Source organism: Paenibacillus sp. FSL R7-0128 (genome assembly GCF_038002245.1).
GTDB classification, from domain to species: domain Bacteria; phylum Bacillota; class Bacilli; order Paenibacillales; family Paenibacillaceae; genus Paenibacillus_AQ; species Paenibacillus_AQ silagei.
In genome coordinates, this window is sequence record NZ_JBBOCD010000001.1 from 652781 (window position 1) to 669365 (window position 16585).

Here is a 16585-nt window from a genome sequence, read left to right on the forward strand (position 1 = left end):
TTAAAATAGAAGAATTCATATGTTCCACGCTATAAATTATCCTTCTATTTCTCGCCGAAACGGTACCGTCCCTAAAAGGACGCCACAGCCGTTTCCACTTGCAATTCCATAACGAATGCTATAATAGTACAATAACAGCGATGTTTATGCGGATGTACAGTTACTGATTTAAGGGGGAATTAGTTTTGAGTAAGGTAGGAAGAAATGACTTATGCCCGTGTGGAAGCGGGAACAAATATAAGAAATGCTGCATGGAGAAAGACAGAGCGGCGGCCCAGTCGATGCTGCGGCTGGTTAATGCAGGGGATGCAGCGGCGCAAGCACCTGTAACCATACCCGGCGTAATCGTGCACGAGGAACAGCCGGCTACGGTAAGTGCCGCCCCTGCTGCGGGCAAGCTTACGCTGCCCAAGCTGAAGAAGATGGTGGCGAAGGAGCTGAACTGGGAGCATCCGGCCCATGAACAGCTGGCGCTGGAGCTGATCGAGCACATGAGAGACCAGTATGACCGTGAGCTGATCCTGGAAGCACTGCTGCTGTGGAACGGCTTCTCCCGCCAGACCAAGCCGGCCGTGAAGAAGACAGGCTCATTCTGTGCGGCGATCGAATACCTGCTGTCCGAGGAGTACGGCTTCATGCTGTCGCAGGCGGAGCTGGCGGACAAATACGCGATTACCACGGCCACGATCTCCCGCAAGGTTAAAGAAATATATAACTATGTCGAGGAATACGGCATGACCGGGGAAGCGGACGATCTGATGGCGCTGAACGGAGCGGAAACTCCGCAGGAGAAGGCGCAGACCCTTCTGGCCCAAGCCATGGAGGCAACCTCTGCGAAGCGCCGGGTCCAGCTCGCGGAGAAGGCGCTGGAGCTCTATCCTGACAGCCCGGAAGCCTACCTTATTCTGGCCGAGGAAACGGAGAATGAGGAAGACGCCCGTGAGCTGCTGAAGGCGGGAATCGCCGCAGGCAGACGGGAGCTGGGCGAGTCTTATTTTACGAAGCATAAAGGGTTCTTCTGGGGGCTCTATGAGACCCGCCCTTATATCCGGATCTGCCAGAGCTACGCGGAATCCTGCTGGTTCGGCGGTAAGGCGGAGGAAGCAACAGAGATGCTGGAGCATATTCTGGAGCTTAATAAGGATGATAATACGGGTGCCCGCTATCTCCTGACTGCTGTATATCTGTATAGCAACCAGCTTGAAGAAGCAGAGCGGATCATTAAGAACTACGGTGAAGAGGATGCGGCGGCGGCTTTTGCCTATGACCGGATTGTACTGGAGTTCAAGAAGAACGGCATTACCTCGCAGCTCAAAATGCTCTACCGCATAGCCCGCGGAGTGAACAAGCATGTGCCGGATTACCTGCTGGGTATGAAGCGGCTGCCGCATAATCTTCCGGATTATGTCGGTATGGGTGATCCCAATGAAGCGATTGAATATGTAATTATGCACTCGCGCTTGTGGGCGAGCCTGCCGGATCTGCTTAAGTGGATGCTGAAGCAATAGACGCTATAGATGAAATAACAAACACAGTCCTTTGGGGCTGTGTTTTTTTTGGATAAGTAAATAGGAGTGACCTCGCTGATTTCACTGGACGCAGGCCTATGCCGATGTATGCGAAAAACCGAACACAATGGGCGATGGTGCTGGTGGCGGTCGTTAGAGTTAACAACTATCCTGAGCAATACATCTACGTAATTACATCACAGGGCGATGATGGCCAAGTATTCATTGCGGACGGACGATATACAGGATCTACGATACTGCAAAGTCGATGATGAATAATGTCAGAGCGCTTTGCTGAATACAGCAGATACAAGGGAGTCTTTTTTGTGCAAATAACCTGACATGAACAAGCGGTGATATGGGTAAATAAGAGGTTTAACTCGATAATTATGAGAAAATACCTTACATGGACACACTTATTTCACAGCCTATGGGAAAACGGTACAGGGATAAAGGGTTTTTTTGCAGAAATAAGTCGAAAAGACAGAGAAGATCCGGGATAGCCCCGGGTCTTTATACATGGAAGGTGGGAGGGTCTATGGCACTGGGAAAGAGTAAGAAGGTCAGGGAGAGGGGGCTTATCGGCTCACTCCGTAATATGGGGATTCGCGGCAAGCTGTTTTTGTCAGTGATTCTGTCTGTGGTGGTTATTTTCATGACGGTGTCTGTAGTGATCTACAGCAATGCCAAGCAGCTTATCGTGGACGGGCTGAAGAGCTCGCTGACGTATGAGAAAGGGGCGATCGGGGTGCAGGTCAACGACCTGCTGCAGCCTGCTGTAGACAGTGTGGCACTGCTCAATGCCAACGCCTACCTCCGCGACTTCATTCTGAGGGTGAAGGATGCGCAGACGCTGAAGACTACGGACGGGTACACGGAGCTGATCCAGACGCTGAACCTGATCAAGAACAACAATAAGAATTTGCTCAATGTATACATAGGTCTGGATGCGGTGAACAAGGTGATTACCCAGGATGAATTCGAGCCTCCGGCAGACTACGTGCTGAAGGAGCGAAGCTGGTATTCCGCTGCGGCTGCGAACAAGCGTGTAACGATTACCAATCCTTATATTGATGCGGGGTCAGGCAAAATGGTCGTCAGTGTCAGCACACCGCTGCTTGATGATTCAGGCAAGCTGATCGGCGTGGCGAGTGCAGATATTTCGATTGAGCAGATTACAGCTGCGCTGGGCGCTTTTAATTATAAAGGCAGCGGCTATGCCGTGCTGATTGATGAGACAGGGACGTTCATCTACCATCCCAATCCGGATCATATTCTGCTGAAGAAGATGGCTGACCTGGGTGGATCGTGGAAGGCTGTCGGCGATAAAATGCTGCAGTGGGGCTCGAATGTCATCCAGACAGATATAGATGGCGAGCCCAGCTATGTATCCTATTCACCGGCTGTGGCTAACCAGTGGTCAGTCGCGCTGATCGTACCGCAAAAGCATGCGGAGCTTGAGCTGAAGCGCTTCGAGCTGATTTTCTTCCTCTCCATTATGGTTTCGATTGCGGTGCTGTCTGTCCTGCTGTATCTGGTCTCGGGCAGTATCCTGAAGCAGTTTCCGCTCCTCACGGCTGCGTTCGGGCAGGCGAAGGCGGGGGACCTGTCGGTAAGGGCAAGGGTAACCGCAGGAGGCGAGATCGGGGTGCTGGCTGAGGGCTTCAACGATATGATCGCGTCGCAGCAGCTACTGATTCAAGAGATCCTGCACAGCTCGCAGAGTATCTCGGGCGCGGTAGGGAATACAGAGCAGAACGTATTCGTGCTGGACGGCAGCATCACCGATATCTCGGGGGTTACGGAGGAGCTGTCGGCAGGCTTGCAGCAGACCGCCGCCTCGATGGAGGAGATGAATGCCAGCACGACCCAGATCGAGGCGGCGATCCACGGGATTGCCCGCAAAGCTCAGGAGGGGGCGGAAGCCGCCGGAGAAATTAACGTACGGGCGGAGCGGCTGAAGGAGAGAGCCTGGGAATCCCGCACACAGGCGGATACCGTGTACGGGCTTAGCGAAGAGAAGCTGCGCACGGCCATCGAACAGTCGGGATCAATCTCGCAGATCAGCGCGCTTACGGGCGCCATTCTAGAGATCGCTGCCCAGACCAACCTGTTATCGCTGAATGCTTCCATTGAGGCGGCAAGGGTCGGGAAAGCGGGCCGGGGGTTCGCTGTAGTGGCAGAGGAGATCCGTAAGCTGGCCGACAACTCGCGTGAGACGGTGACTGAGATCCAGGGAGTGACAGGGGCGGTAGTCCAGGCGGTGTCCAATCTGGTGGAGGCTGCGGAGAGTATGCTTGGCTTCATGGACAGCCAGGTGAAGACGGACTACGATGCCATGCAGGAGACCGGAGAGCGGTACAGTGAGGATGCCAGGTATATCGAGGAGCTGGTGACGGACTTCAGCGCCACCTCGGAAGAGCTGCTGGCTTCCATACAGAGCATGCTTACTGCAATCAGCGAGACGGGGAGTGCGACGAATGAGGGGGCAGAAGGAGCGGGAGCCATTGCTGCCGGAGCGGAGCAGATCATCGGGCGGTCCGGCAGCATCGTAGCGGAGATGGAGGAGATCAAGCTCAGCTCGGCGCAGCTGCTGAGTGCGGTGTCGAGGTTTAAGGTATAGAAGTAGTGTAGGCGGTCTTGCCGATGGATGACAGGGCCGTTTTGTGTTTGTCGGATGAATGGGGGGGAAGGGAAGGGAAGGGAAGGGAAAAATCCCATTGAATGCGCCAGAAGTGGGCTGTGTGAGCAACTTAAGGGGAAAAATCCCATTAAATGCGCCAGAAGTGGGCTGTGTGAGCAACTTAAGGGGAAAAATCCCATTAAATGCGCCAGAAGTGGGCTGTGTGAGCAACTTAAGGGGAAAAATCCCATTGAATGCGCAGTAACTAGGCTGTGCAGCCGCAGGCTTACACCGCAAGTCTACTCAACTCCAGCGTGACTCCTTCGGCTAGGTAATCTGTCTATTGTGCAGCTTGATGTAGTTAATGAGATAGAGTGGGTGTGCGGATGGAGGCGCTGACATGCATCATATAGAGTGTGATTCCACTCTCAGTGGATGTTATGGTGTGTGGAGTGGACAAGGGTTGAAAAAAAGTCCTTGGAAGAGTATGTTACAAGAAGCGAAACGATAAGAAAGAGACAGTGAGGCGGGGAAAACATGAGAGAAGGCGAAAACCGGATCGTAGGAATGGAAGATATTGTACGCGCACACCATGTGCTGCGGGAGGTTATCGTCCGTACGCCGCTCCAGCTGGATGCGGTATTGTCGGCCAAATACGGCTGTAATGTGTACTTGAAACGTGAGGATCTGCAGATTGTACGCTCCTTCAAAATCCGGGGAGCCTATAATATGATCCGCAGTCTGTCTGACGAAGACAGAGCCAAGGGCATCGTCTGCGCCAGCGCGGGAAATCATGCCCAGGGCGTGGCTTATTCCTGCAAGGCACTAGGCATCAAAGGCAAGATATTCATGCCGAGCACTACTCCTAATCAGAAGATTAAGCAGGTCCGGCGCTTCGGCGGCGAATTCGTTGAGGTGATTCTGAAGGGGGATACCTTCGATGATGCTTATGATGAAGCGCTGCAGGCTTGCATTGACTATAGCATGACCCTGATTCACCCGTTCGATGAGCCGCGTATTATTGCCGGCAACGGAACCATTGCCATGGAGGTGATGGAGAATCTGGACAAGCCAGCGGACTTCGTGTTCGTCACCATCGGCGGCGGCGGGCTGGCAGCCGGTGTAGCCACCTATATTAAGACGGTGAGTCCGGCAACCAAGGTTATTGGTGTGGAGCCCAGCGGCGCGGCTTCGATGAGTGAGGCTATGCAGAGCGGTGAGGTAATCACCCTGAAGGAGATCAACAAGTTCGTGGACGGCGCGGCGGTGAAGCGTGTCGGCGGCCTGACCTTCGATATCTGCTCGAAGCTTCTGGATGATGTGGTGAAGGTGCCGGAGGGCAAGGCGTGTACCACTATTCTGGAGCTGTATAATGAGAATGCCATTGTGGTGGAGCCTGCCGGTTCCCTCCCCATTGCTGCACTGGACATGTACCGTGATCAGATCCGCGGCAAAAGCGTGGTCTGCATCGTCAGCGGCGGCAACAACGATATTGACCGGATGCAGGAGATCAAGGAGCGTTCCCTGATCTATGAGGGTCTTAAGCATTACTTCATGGTCAACTTCCCGCAGCGTGCGGGTGCCCTGCGCGAGTTCCTGACCGAGGTGGTCGGACCGGATGATGATATTACCCGGTTCGAGTACACGAAGAAGAATGAGAAGGAGAACGGCCCGGCCCTGGTCGGCATTGAACTGATGTCTACCGATGCCTACGCCCCGCTGATTGAGCGGATGAAGCAGAAGGGCGTCGATTATGTGGAGATTAACAAGGATGTTAATCTGTTCAGTATGCTGATCTGAGGTGCGGGAGTAGCTGCATATAGACAAAGTAAGCCCCGTCCAGCAAAGTCTGGACGGGGCTGTTTCACGTTGTATGGGATGTAATTGAACCGCCTACGGCTGAGGTACCTCAGTCTTCAGATACTGCTCCGCCGCGTCGTCCAGCAGGTAGCCGTTACTCTTCATCAGCTTCATGAAGCCGTCAAGCTTCTGCAGGAAAGCACTGGTACTGCTGTTCTTGGCCAGGATGCTGGTGTAGGCCTTCTGCGCCTCCAGATCCATCTCCAGATTATCGTAATGGAAGAGCGGGGTGTTATTCTGGCCGTAGAAGGTGTTCATAGCATACTGGTTATACAGCTTCTTGACGGCCTGTACCCGGTTGGATGTGGGATAGGTCTGGATGAATTGCTCCTGGGTCAGCGCACGGTCGGCTACCTCGCCCCAAGCAATGATCAGCCCGTTATCCTTGGAAGAAGGCAGATCTGATTCAGCCGCCATAATGGAAATATAACTGCTGATATCCTCCGTTACATAAGGCTTATATTTGCGGTAAGCCGCATAATCAATCACCGGGTAAAAACTGCCCTCGGCGGTATCCAGCTTGTATCCGCTCTCTCCCGCATTTTGTAGCAGGGCGCGCAAGGCGGCGTTATCCGTACTCTCAGCCAGCTTCTCCATGCTGACTCCCCCTCTGTAGACGGTGAGGAGCTTCCGCTGGACCTCGCTGCTGCTGAATTTCTTCTCCCAGGAGGGGAGCAGCGCCTTATGCAGGTTCTCCAGCTTCAGCGTCAATACAGTCGCCTGATAAGGAGTGACTGCATACAGCTTCGTCTTCATATAGGCAATGGTACCCGGCAGGTTACCGCTGGACAGCAGCGGCAGCGCGCCCTTATAGACCGCTTCTGCATGGCTGGCAGTCTTAGCGCTTGCAGCTGCACCGGAAGTGCCTGTCCGGCTGCTTCCGCTGCCTTCGGCACCGGCCGGGACGGCTGCGCCTGCCTGAAGCCCTATGAGCAGGGCGATTGCGGCGGATAGAGCGGCATGCTTTTTCATTCGAGTCTCCTCCTGTGTGGAATGGATGTGGGTTACAGGCTCTAAGATGGGAAGAATATGAATTTCAGCCCCAGCCCTCCGGCAGCGGCCAGCGCCAGACTGACCCAGGGCGAGACCGGAATCACCGGGAACAGATTATCGAGGAATATGCCGGCGAATACCGCAATCACAGCAATTCCGATGTAGATGCCCAGGGCCTTAATGTCGAAGGTCTTGGGCTTCGGACTGTCATCCTCCGACAGGGAGGCCATCCATTTCATAATCAGCTCAACCAGCAGGATGGAGCCTGCGCCGACGACGATCAGCGTGAACAGGCTGAGCTGGCCGAAGAGTTCGTGCGGACCGCCGCTCCACTGTGTAATCAGGCCGGCAATGCCCATCGTCCCGAACAGCAGGGTCAGAGCGGACCAGGAGATCATCATAGAGTTCTTCAGCCGGCTGCGCGGTGTGCGCGGCGGGACACTGTCCATCACGTCCTTGAAATAATCACCGGGCTTCTCGCCAAAAATCTGCTTGGCATTCTTGCCCTTGGCTTGTCCCTTCAGCAGCAGCTCAGCCGCCTCCAGTAGCAGTTCCTCTGCACGTACAGCATCTACTGAACTGGCGCGCATCGCCAGAATCATATCTTCGTAATAAGAGCGGTTAGACGGCGTCATCTGCTCCCGCAGCAGGTTGTTCTGCTTAATCATAGCTTTGACTTTCATAGTGTGGACCTATACCTCCAGCATTGAGTGATCAGGATACCTTCAACCTAGAGTATACGTTTGTGCACCAGCCGTGTGCAAGGACAACGTTCGTTCACGAAGGTCTGAATAATCCTTTTGGAAGAGTAAACACTGAAGAGGTGGTGGCTTCACCAACTATAGCTAGAGGGAAGGCAGGGAGCGTTATGGAACAGGAGAACAAGCAGGAACCCGGCAAGGCTGTGAACGACGGCACCGCGCCTGTACCGACTAATGATGTGGGGGACTGGGGCAATTCTGACGGCTTCAGCCTATGGGATGCTGCGGGGCAGGGCCAGGAGAACGGGCTCGGGGATTGGGAAGGCCGGCAGGAGACACACGACATGTTTCACGACAGCTATGACTGAGTGATGCCTAAGCGGGTATGGGCCTCTTTTGCTCCTGCGGGAGTGGAAGGGGCCTTTTCTCCGGTAGGGCTGACGTAAGCTGCGGGCTTCATGCATATTGACAACAAATTAGCACAGATATTATAATAGAGATATTAATCATACTAAGTTAATCGGAATTATTATAATTTAAAATAAATCAGCCATTCAGGGGAGGACGCCGCAATGGAACGGAATATCATCATCCGGCATAACGGAGAGGAACTGACAGCGAGCATACATTATCCGGCCGCAGACCGGGCAGGGACAGGACGGTGCAAGAACCGGGTGCCGCTTGCAGTGATCTGCCATGGCTTCGTGGGCAGCCGGATCGGTGTCGACCGGATCTTCGTCAAGGCAGCCCGTGAGCTGGCGCAGGATGGCTATATGGTAATTCGCTTCGATTATGCGGGCTGCGGGGAGAGCAGCGGTGATTACGGCAGTGAGGATATGGAGTCGATGATCGGGCAGACCCGGGCGGTGCTGGATTACGGCATCAGCTCGGCCGATGTGGACCCGCAGCGTGTAACGCTGATCGGACACAGTCTGGGCGGTGCGGTGGCGCTGCTGACCGGTGTCCGTGACCGGCGGGTGAAGAACCTTGTACTGTGGTCAGCTGTCGGTTATCCCTTCAATGATATCGTCAAGATTGTCGGCAGAGATGCCTTCGACCGGTCGGTGAAGAGCGGTTCAGCAGATTACGCCGGCTATTCGTTCACTCCGGTATACTTCAATTCCCTGGCTGCCTTCCAGCCGTTCCAGGAAGCCGGGAAGTTCAGCGGCGATGTGCTGGTCATCCACGGAACCTCCGATGATGTGATTCCTGTAGATTATGCGTTTCTCTACCAGAAGCTGTTCTGGACCCGGCCGGAAGGACGGTGCGACAAGGAGATTATTTTCCAGGGCGATCATACCTTCTCTTCGGGTCCGGCGCAGGAGCAGGTGCTTAAGCGTACCCGGGATTGGATGAACCAGCAGGAGCATCTGCAGGAGGAATGGCAGAACTGGATGATATAGGAGCGGTAACGGCACTCGCAATGGCTGGGAATTAGCTGTAAAATAAAGGGGAAGACCATACCGGAAATGGAGGCTCTTACCCTATGAAATTACCGGCCTTTTTCATTGCGCATGGCTCCCCGCTGCTGGTACTTGAGGATAACGACTATACGCGTTTCTTGCAGCGGCTGGGTTCGGATCTGGGGAAGCCCCGGGGCATTGTGATCTTCTCAGCTCATTGGGACAGTCCCGAGCAGTTGATCACAGTGGACGCACAGCATGAAACGCAGCATGATTTCTACGGGTTCCCGGAAGAGATGTATCAGCTGAGTTATCCTGCTCCAGGTGATCCCGCACTTAGCCGCCGTATTTCGGAACTGTTCAAGGATAGTAATCTGCTCCATCAGCCCGTGCTGGGCCGTGGGCTGGATCATGGTGCCTGGGTCATCCTGAGGACCATGTTCCCGCAGGCGGATATTCCGGTCGTGGCCTTATCCGTGGATTCGCTCCGCTCGCCTGAGGAGCAGTACAACATCGGACGGATGCTTGCTCCGCTACGTGAGGAAGGTGTCCTCCTGATCGGCAGCGGCGGTCTGGTGCATAACCTCAGGCTGCTGAAGCAGAAGGATCAGCCGGAGCAATGGGCGCTTGACTTCGACGGGTGGATTGCAGAGCGGCTTGCGGCCTGGGATCTTCCCTCCCTGTATGCGTATGAGAAGCAAGCTCCGCATGTGAGGGAGGCCGTACCAACCTACGGCAAGGAACATTTCATTCCGCTCTTCTACGTATTGGGTGCAGCCGATGAAGGCAGAGCGGCACAGTTAATGATTCAGGCCTACCAATACGGTACGCTCAGCCTGAACTGCTGGATGTTTGATTAATATAGGAATGAATAGAGGGTACAGCTGCTATAAGGGCTGTACTCTTTTTGTGCTGCCGTTTCCACTTGACTCAAGACAAACTCTGCCAGCTATGATTAAATAAAGGAAGCGAGTTTCATAGAAGAGAATCGAGAGAAGCAAGCTGTAACTTACGATTAGGAGGAACAACGTGTCTATATCGGTGAACCGTTATGTATCCCGTCCTGTATCTGCTCTGGTCCTTGCCGCCGTGCTGCTCTCTGCCTGCAGTAACGAGCAGGCCAGCCCTGTGCCCGTACCCACGTCTGCACCAACAGCAGCGCCTACCCTGGAGCCACAGCCGACAGAGGTGGTACAGTCCCCCTCTCCTGAGCCTGCCGCCGGAGCAGTCTCCGGCTTAACAGGCCTGCCGGTTGAGGAGGAGAGCCTGCCCCGGCCGCTCGCGGTCATGATCAATAATGCCCCGGCGGCCCGCCCGCAGTCCGGGATCAGCGAGGCGGATATTCTGTACGAGGTGCTGGCCGAAGGCGGAATTACCCGGCTGATCGGTATCTTTCAGAGTCATGCCGGGGTGGTGAAGATTGGGCCGATCCGCAGTATCCGCCCTTACCTGCTGGATATCGGCGAGAGCTATGGCGGCATAACGGTGCATGCCGGAGGCAGTCCGGATGCCTATGCCATTCTGCAACGGCAGAAGAAGGCGGATATGGACGAAATCGGCCGCGCGGGGGCCTACTTCTGGCGGGACAAGGAACGCAAGGCCCCGCATAACCTGTACAGCAATGCCGCCAAGCTGCGGGAGGGGGCAGTGAAGCTGGGCTATGCGGAGAGCGTGAAGGTACCGGGTTTTCTTTTCCATGATCCGGAGTACATTCCTGTGGAGGGCACCCCGGCGCTTGCGCTGGGTGTGAACTTCCTGCTGAAGAGCTACAATGTCGGGTACCATTATAACGCAGAGCAGCGCACATACGCCCGCTGGGTGAACGGCAAGCCGCATCTCGATCTGAATAATAACCGTCCGGTGGAAGCGGCAAACATCATCGTGATGGGTTCGGACCATAAGGTGCTGGACGATGTCGGCCGGCTGCAGGTGGATACGGAGCTGGGGGGAGAAGCGGTGTTGTTACAGCGCGGCGTAGCGATGAACGGCAAGTGGTCGCGCAGCCCCGGAGACGTCATCCGGTTCGTGAAGAAGGACGGCAAGGAGGCGCTGATGTTCCCGGGGATTACCCATATTCTGATCGTTCCGAACAGTCCTTCGTTCAGCAGTCATCTCGAATACGCGCAGGCGCCTGCATCCCCCTAATTCCGGCTGGAGATTGAATGTTCGGATGATTATTTTCGTAAGTTGCAGGGAATTGTTATTATAGTGTAAAAAAGTTCGTTTTTTTGTCTTCTATCCCTTCTGTCGATATGATAAGATAACAAGGGTTGTCATTCATTTTCATGCATTTACATTTGGATGGCTGCATTTTTTTACGGCAATTTCATGTAAAGGGGTATAAAGCTAATGAGGCTCAGAAAAAAGGATATATTCTTTGAGACGCTGGAAAACATGGCTGACACCATTGTTCAGGCGGCGGATTATTTCGCTCAGAATATCTCGACTCTCCAGGGCAATGTGGAGAACTTCGCCGGGGAGATGAAGAAATACGAATCCCAGTGCGATACCTACACACACACTGTCATCAAGGAATTGAACAAGACGTTCATTACGCCGCTGGAGCGGGACGACATCATGGATCTGATTACAAGCATGGACGATGTCATTGATGGTCTGGAGGCTTCTGCCTCGCGTTTCTATATGTATAACCTGCTGGATGCGGATGAGTATATTGTCCAGTTCGCAGAGATTCTCCGCCAGAGTGCATACGAGATCCAGAAGGCGGTTCATTTGCTCTCCCAGAAGAAGCTGCTGGCGATCCGCGAATACACCATCCGTCTGAATGATCTGGAGAACCAGGGCGACGAAGTCCTGCGTATCTGCACCAAGGCCCTGTTCGAGACTGTGAAGGACCCGATTGAGCTGATTAAGCGCAAAGAATTGTATGAGCGGCTCGAGACCACCACGGATAAATGTGAAGACGTAGCCAACATGCTGGAATCGATCATCATGCGTAACTCATAAGGGGCCTCAAATATGGATACATCTATATATGTACTAGCTTTTGTTATCTTTCTTGCGCTGGCGTTCGACTTCATCAACGGCTTCCATGATACCGCCAATGCGATTGCTACCTCTGTCTCAACCCGTGCGCTGAAGCCGCGTACAGCCATCATGCTGGCCGCTTCGATGAACTTTATCGGCGCCTTGATGTTCACCGGCGTGGCGAAGAAGATCGGGGGCAGCATTACCGATCCGACCCTGCTGGACAACGGGATAGACATTGTCACAGCGACGCTCATTGCGGCAATTATCTGGAATCTTGTGACCTGGTGGCTGGGTATTCCTTCGTCCTCCTCCCATGCGCTTATCGGTGCGTTAGCCGGGGCGGTCTATGTCGGGGCAGGTACAGAGCATATCAAATGGAGCGGGTTCATTGAGATCGTAGAAGGGCTGATTTTCTCCCCGCTGATCGCTTTTGTAATCGGGTATATTGTGATGACGATTCTGAAGTGGATCTTCGCGAAGAAGAGTCCGCATACGGTCAACAAGGGCTTCCGTTCGATGCAGATCGTGACGGCCGCACTGCAATCCTTCACCCATGGTACGAATGACGCGCAGAAGGCGATGGGGATCATTACCTTTGCCCTCGTCACCTCGGGACGGCTGGATACGATGGAGGTTCCGCTCTGGGTTAAGATTGCAGCGGCTACATCCATGGCACTCGGAACGTCGATCGGCGGCTGGAAGATTATTAAGACGATGGGCACGAAGATTTTCAAAATCGAGCCGATCAACGGCTTCGCAGCGGATATTTCGGCGGCCTCTGTTATTTTCACGGCTACGCTGCTGCATCTGCCGGTAAGTACAACCCACGCGATCACCTCATCGATTCTCGGTGTAGGTTCAGCCAAGCGCTTCTCTGCTGTCAAATGGGGAGTAGCCGGACGGATCGTGGTTACCTGGTTCATTACGATTCCGATCAGCGCCTTGCTGGCGGGAGTGATCTTCAAGCTCTTCTTCTAGGACTGAACAGAATAGATTGCCTGGACAAGATGTCGCAGAAGCCATGGATGGCTTTAGGACATCTTTTTTTGCGTTCAGCGGTAAGCCTTGGCCTAAGCGGAGGTTATTTGATTTTTCAAGAGAGGAATGTCACAAAAGGCTACACGAAACTGATAAAAAATGTTAATAGGCATAAAAAGAAAATGAAATACATCACATAATTAAAAGAAAATAACATATGAGAAATGAATTTTGCGTAGTATTATGTAGGATTTGGTAGTCTCTGAAGTAAGGTTTGTTTTAAGTGTTACCATTGCTGACAAACACCCGAATAGACAAAGGAGGCCTAGCCATTGATCGACTTTCATCAGGTAGACAAACATTACGGACAATTCCATGTACTGAAGGGCATTGATCTGCATGTTCAGGAAGGGGAAGTCGTTGTTGTAGTTGGTCCTTCCGGCTCCGGCAAGAGCACGATGCTGCGCTGCATTAACCGTCTGGAGACGATCACGAGCGGCGGATTAACCGTGGACGGTATAACTGTAAACGAACGCAAGACAGATATCAATACCCTGCGCAAAGAGATCGGAATGGTCTTCCAGCACTTCAACCTGTACCCGCACAAAAAAGTCATAGATAATATCACGCTGGCCCCGGTCAAGGTGCTGGGCTTAAGCAAAGCGGAAGCGGAGAAGACCGCAATGTATTATTTGGAGAAGGTCGGCATTGCCGACAAGGCAGAGTCCTATCCTTCCCAGCTATCCGGCGGACAGCAGCAGCGGGTGGCGATTGCCCGGGGGCTGGCGATGAAGCCGAAGATTATGCTGTTCGACGAGCCGACCTCGGCGTTGGACCCGGAGATGGTCGGAGAGGTGCTGGATGTCATGCGCGCCCTGGCCCGCGAGGGCATGACGATGGTCGTTGTGACCCATGAGATGGGCTTCGCCCGCGAGGTGGCGGACCGGGTCATCTTCATGGATCAGGGGCAGATCGTGGAAGAGGCGGAGCCGGAAGCCTTCTTCGCCAGCCCGAAGGAAGAGCGGACGCGTACTTTTCTCAGCCGTGTATTAAGCCACTAAACTAAATATATAGGAATCCGGGGAGGAAACGAAATGAAAATGTCCAAGAGCTTCAAGGTGTTAAGTGTGCTGATGATTGCGGCCATGCTGGTCATTGCCGGGTGCGGCAACAACAAGGGCAAGAACGACAATGCGGCAGGCGGCAACGCTGCCGGAGGAGCAGCCGCTGACTCCGCGGCCATTGCCAAGATCAAGGAGCGCGGCAAGCTGCTCGTCGGCGTGAAGTTCGATACCCGCCTGTTCGGCCTGAAGGACCCGGCCTCCGGCAATGTGGAAGGCTTCGACATCGATATCTCCAAGGCCATTGCTAAGAAAATTCTCGGTGACGAGAATGCCATCGAGCTGAAGGAGGTCACCTCCAAGACACGTATCCCGATGCTGAATAACGGCGAGATCGATATGGTGGTGGCTACCATGACCATTACGGAGGACCGCAAGAAGGAAGTCGATTTCTCTGACGTCTATTTCCAGGCCGGCCAGTCCCTGCTGGTGAAGAAGGGCAGCCCGATTACAGGCCTTGAGAGCGTTACGAAGGATACGAAGATCCTCGGTTCCAAGGGGGCAACCTCGATCAAGAATATCAAAGAGAAGGTGCCGGGCGTAACCGTGCTCGAATTCGATAACTACCAGGATGCCTTCAGTGCGCTTAAGGCGGGACAGGGTGATGCGCTCACTACCGATGATGCAATTCTGTACGGAATGGCCTCACAGGACCCCGGCTTCGAGGTGGTAGGGAAGCCATTCACCGATGAGCCTTACGGCATTGCGGTCCAGAAAGGCAACGCCGATGTAGTTAAGGCGATTAATGATACACTGGCTGAACTGAAGGCAAATGGGGAGTATGATGCCATCTATACGAAGTGGATTGGTAAAGCTCCGGCTAAATAAGCCTGTTCCAAGCAAGAGCTTGCTTCCCTCAAGGTAAGAACGCATAAACGGGTTTCACACGAAATTCTCGTAGAAACGGTACCGCCTTGTCCAAGGACGGCAACGCCGTTTCTACTTGTTTGTAGAAACGGCGGTCATGCCGGGCAGGAACGAACTCATCTACAGGTAAAGGCAGGTGAACATTGATGGATTTCTCAATATTAACGAGGTACTTCGGACTGTATATGGAAGGCTTCTACGGTACGCTGCTATCCAGTGTGCTAGCCCTGATCGGCAGCTTCCTGATCGGTGCGGTCGTTGCCGTCTTCCGCATGACTTCAGTCAAGGGTCTGCGCTGGTTCGGCGCGGTGTATGTGGAGTTCATCCGCAACATCCCGCTGCTGCTGGTTGTGTATATTTTCTATTACGGGCCTTCCGCTCTGGGCTTCACACTGGACGGCTTCAAGGCAGGAACCATTGGACTCGCCGTATATACCTCGGCCTTCATCGCCGAAGCGATCCGTGCCGGAATTATGGCCGTGCCCAAGGGACAGATGGAGGCGGCACGTTCCTCCGGTCTCAGCTACATACAGACCATGCTGCATATCATTCTGCCGCAGGCGATCAAGCTGGTGATCCCGCCGCTTGGCAACCAGTTCATTAACCTGATTAAGAACTCCTCAGTACTGACTCTGGTGGCCGGTCTTGATCTGATGTACTTCGCCGACGGGATCTCTACTGAGACTTACCGTACCTTCGACACCTACATTTTCGTAGCGGTACTCTATCTGGTGCTTACGCTTCCGCTAAGCTACGGCGTGCGGATCTGGGAGCGCCGGCTGCAGCGCAAATATTAAGAAGCATCATAAAAGGACATCTGAAGCTAAAGGAGGGATATTATGGATTTCATAGGGGCATACTCTGCCGATAATCTGAAGTTTCTGCTGGACGGATTGTATGTGACGCTGATCGTTGCTTTTGTATCGATCTTCCTGAGCTTTATCATCGGCTGTATTATTGGCGTCATCCGTTATTCGGATGTACCGGTGCTGTCTCCGGTCATGTTCTACCTGGTGGAGCTGATCCGTAATCTGCCGCTGCTGCTGATCATCTTCTTCATCCGCTTTGCCTTGCCGGAGGTCGGGATCAAGCTCGGACTGATTACTGCAGCCATTGCAGCATTAACCATCTTCGAAGCGGCGATGATTGCCGAGATTGTCCGCGGCGGCTTAATGTCGATCGACAAGGGACAGATTGAGGCGGCGCGTTCCTCCGGTCTCAGCAGTGTACAGACCTTATGGCATATCGTGCTTCCCCAGGGGCTGCGGCGGATGGTTCCGCCACTGGTGAGCCAGTTCATCTCCCTGCTGAAGGATACATCACTCGCCGTTGTGATATCTTTGCCGGAGCTGATGCATAATGCCAATATTGTCATCGGCCACAGCTATAGCTATGCCATCCCTACGCTGGCGCTGGTTGCCCTGATTTATTTTGTCGTCAATTACCTGCTGTCGCTGCTGTCCAGAAGGCTTGAGCATAGAGCGGTATAACCTTAGCCGAATGAGGATTAAGCCATATTCAAGCCAGTGCGGCTATGATA

15 protein-coding genes are annotated in these 16585 nt (G+C 53.7%); 13 read left to right on the forward strand and 2 right to left on the reverse strand.

What is annotated here, in order from left to right; genetic code table 11:
* The first annotated feature begins 185 nt into the window (after nt 1-185).
* The 3 genes from NST26_RS02725 to ilvA all read left to right on the forward strand — a co-directional run bounded on the left by NST26_RS02725 (nt 186) and on the right by ilvA (nt 5931).
* Nucleotides 186-1508: an SEC-C metal-binding domain-containing protein gene (locus tag NST26_RS02725; protein WP_339253448.1), complete on the forward strand. Its 1323-nt coding sequence runs from the start codon at nt 186-188 to the stop codon at nt 1506-1508.
* A gap of 538 nt (nt 1509-2046) precedes the next feature.
* Entirely contained in the window at nt 2047-4131 is a 2085-nt protein-coding gene (locus NST26_RS02730; protein ID WP_340978430.1) for a methyl-accepting chemotaxis protein, read from the forward strand.
* Between the two features lie 537 nt (nt 4132-4668).
* Nucleotides 4669-5931 carry a threonine ammonia-lyase IlvA gene (gene ilvA, locus NST26_RS02735; protein ID WP_036693275.1) on the forward strand — a complete coding sequence of 421 codons (1263 nt, stop codon included), beginning with the start codon at nt 4669-4671 and terminating at the stop codon, nt 5929-5931.
* A 93-nt stretch (nt 5932-6024) separates the two neighbouring features.
* On the opposite strand, the gene NST26_RS02740 is transcribed toward ilvA, so the two are convergent.
* Both NST26_RS02740 and NST26_RS02745 read right to left on the reverse strand, forming a co-directional pair.
* A complete protein-coding gene (locus NST26_RS02740) occupies nt 6025-6963 on the reverse strand; it encodes a hypothetical protein (protein WP_340978432.1) in 939 nt (312 codons plus the stop codon).
* A gap of 41 nt (nt 6964-7004) precedes the next feature.
* Nucleotides 7005-7667 carry a DUF1129 family protein gene (locus tag NST26_RS02745; protein WP_339312678.1) on the reverse strand — a complete coding sequence of 221 codons (663 nt, stop codon included), beginning with the start codon at nt 7665-7667 and terminating at the stop codon, nt 7005-7007.
* A 185-nt stretch (nt 7668-7852) separates the two neighbouring features.
* Between NST26_RS02745 and NST26_RS02750 the strand changes: the two genes are divergently transcribed.
* The 10 genes from NST26_RS02750 to NST26_RS02795 all read left to right on the forward strand — a co-directional run bounded on the left by NST26_RS02750 (nt 7853) and on the right by NST26_RS02795 (nt 16535).
* Entirely contained in the window at nt 7853-8053 is a 201-nt protein-coding gene (locus NST26_RS02750; RefSeq protein WP_036730918.1) for a hypothetical protein, read from the forward strand.
* Between the two features lie 204 nt (nt 8054-8257).
* Nucleotides 8258-9088 carry an alpha/beta hydrolase family protein gene (locus NST26_RS02755; RefSeq protein ID WP_036730916.1) on the forward strand — a complete coding sequence of 277 codons (831 nt, stop codon included), beginning with the start codon at nt 8258-8260 and terminating at the stop codon, nt 9086-9088.
* Nucleotides 9089-9171: 83 nt separating this feature from the next.
* Nucleotides 9172-9948 carry a DODA-type extradiol aromatic ring-opening family dioxygenase gene (locus NST26_RS02760; protein WP_340978433.1) on the forward strand — a complete coding sequence of 259 codons (777 nt, stop codon included), beginning with the start codon at nt 9172-9174 and terminating at the stop codon, nt 9946-9948.
* A gap of 169 nt (nt 9949-10117) precedes the next feature.
* Nucleotides 10118-11233, forward strand: a complete 1116-nt coding sequence (locus NST26_RS02765) for a DUF3048 domain-containing protein (protein WP_340825846.1) — start codon at nt 10118-10120, stop codon at nt 11231-11233.
* A 204-nt stretch (nt 11234-11437) separates the two neighbouring features.
* Entirely contained in the window at nt 11438-12055 is a 618-nt protein-coding gene (locus NST26_RS02770; protein WP_036730910.1) for a DUF47 domain-containing protein, read from the forward strand.
* 12 nt (nt 12056-12067) lie between these two features.
* The gene (locus NST26_RS02775; protein ID WP_036730908.1) at nt 12068-13057 is read left to right on the forward strand and encodes an inorganic phosphate transporter; all 990 of its coding nucleotides are present in this window, start codon (nt 12068-12070) and stop codon (nt 13055-13057) included.
* A 332-nt stretch (nt 13058-13389) separates the two neighbouring features.
* On the forward strand, nt 13390-14118 hold the full coding sequence (locus NST26_RS02780; RefSeq protein WP_036693252.1) for an amino acid ABC transporter ATP-binding protein: 729 nt from the start codon (nt 13390-13392) through the stop codon (nt 14116-14118).
* A gap of 33 nt (nt 14119-14151) precedes the next feature.
* The gene (locus NST26_RS02785) at nt 14152-15006 is read left to right on the forward strand and encodes a glutamate ABC transporter substrate-binding protein (protein ID WP_339312681.1); all 855 of its coding nucleotides are present in this window, start codon (nt 14152-14154) and stop codon (nt 15004-15006) included.
* A 185-nt stretch (nt 15007-15191) separates the two neighbouring features.
* Complete coding sequence (locus NST26_RS02790; protein WP_155991657.1) at nt 15192-15842, forward strand: amino acid ABC transporter permease; 651 nt, start codon at nt 15192-15194, stop codon at nt 15840-15842.
* A 42-nt stretch (nt 15843-15884) separates the two neighbouring features.
* Nucleotides 15885-16535 carry an amino acid ABC transporter permease gene (locus NST26_RS02795; RefSeq protein WP_036730904.1) on the forward strand — a complete coding sequence of 217 codons (651 nt, stop codon included), beginning with the start codon at nt 15885-15887 and terminating at the stop codon, nt 16533-16535.
* Nucleotides 16536-16585: the final 50 nt, after the last annotated feature.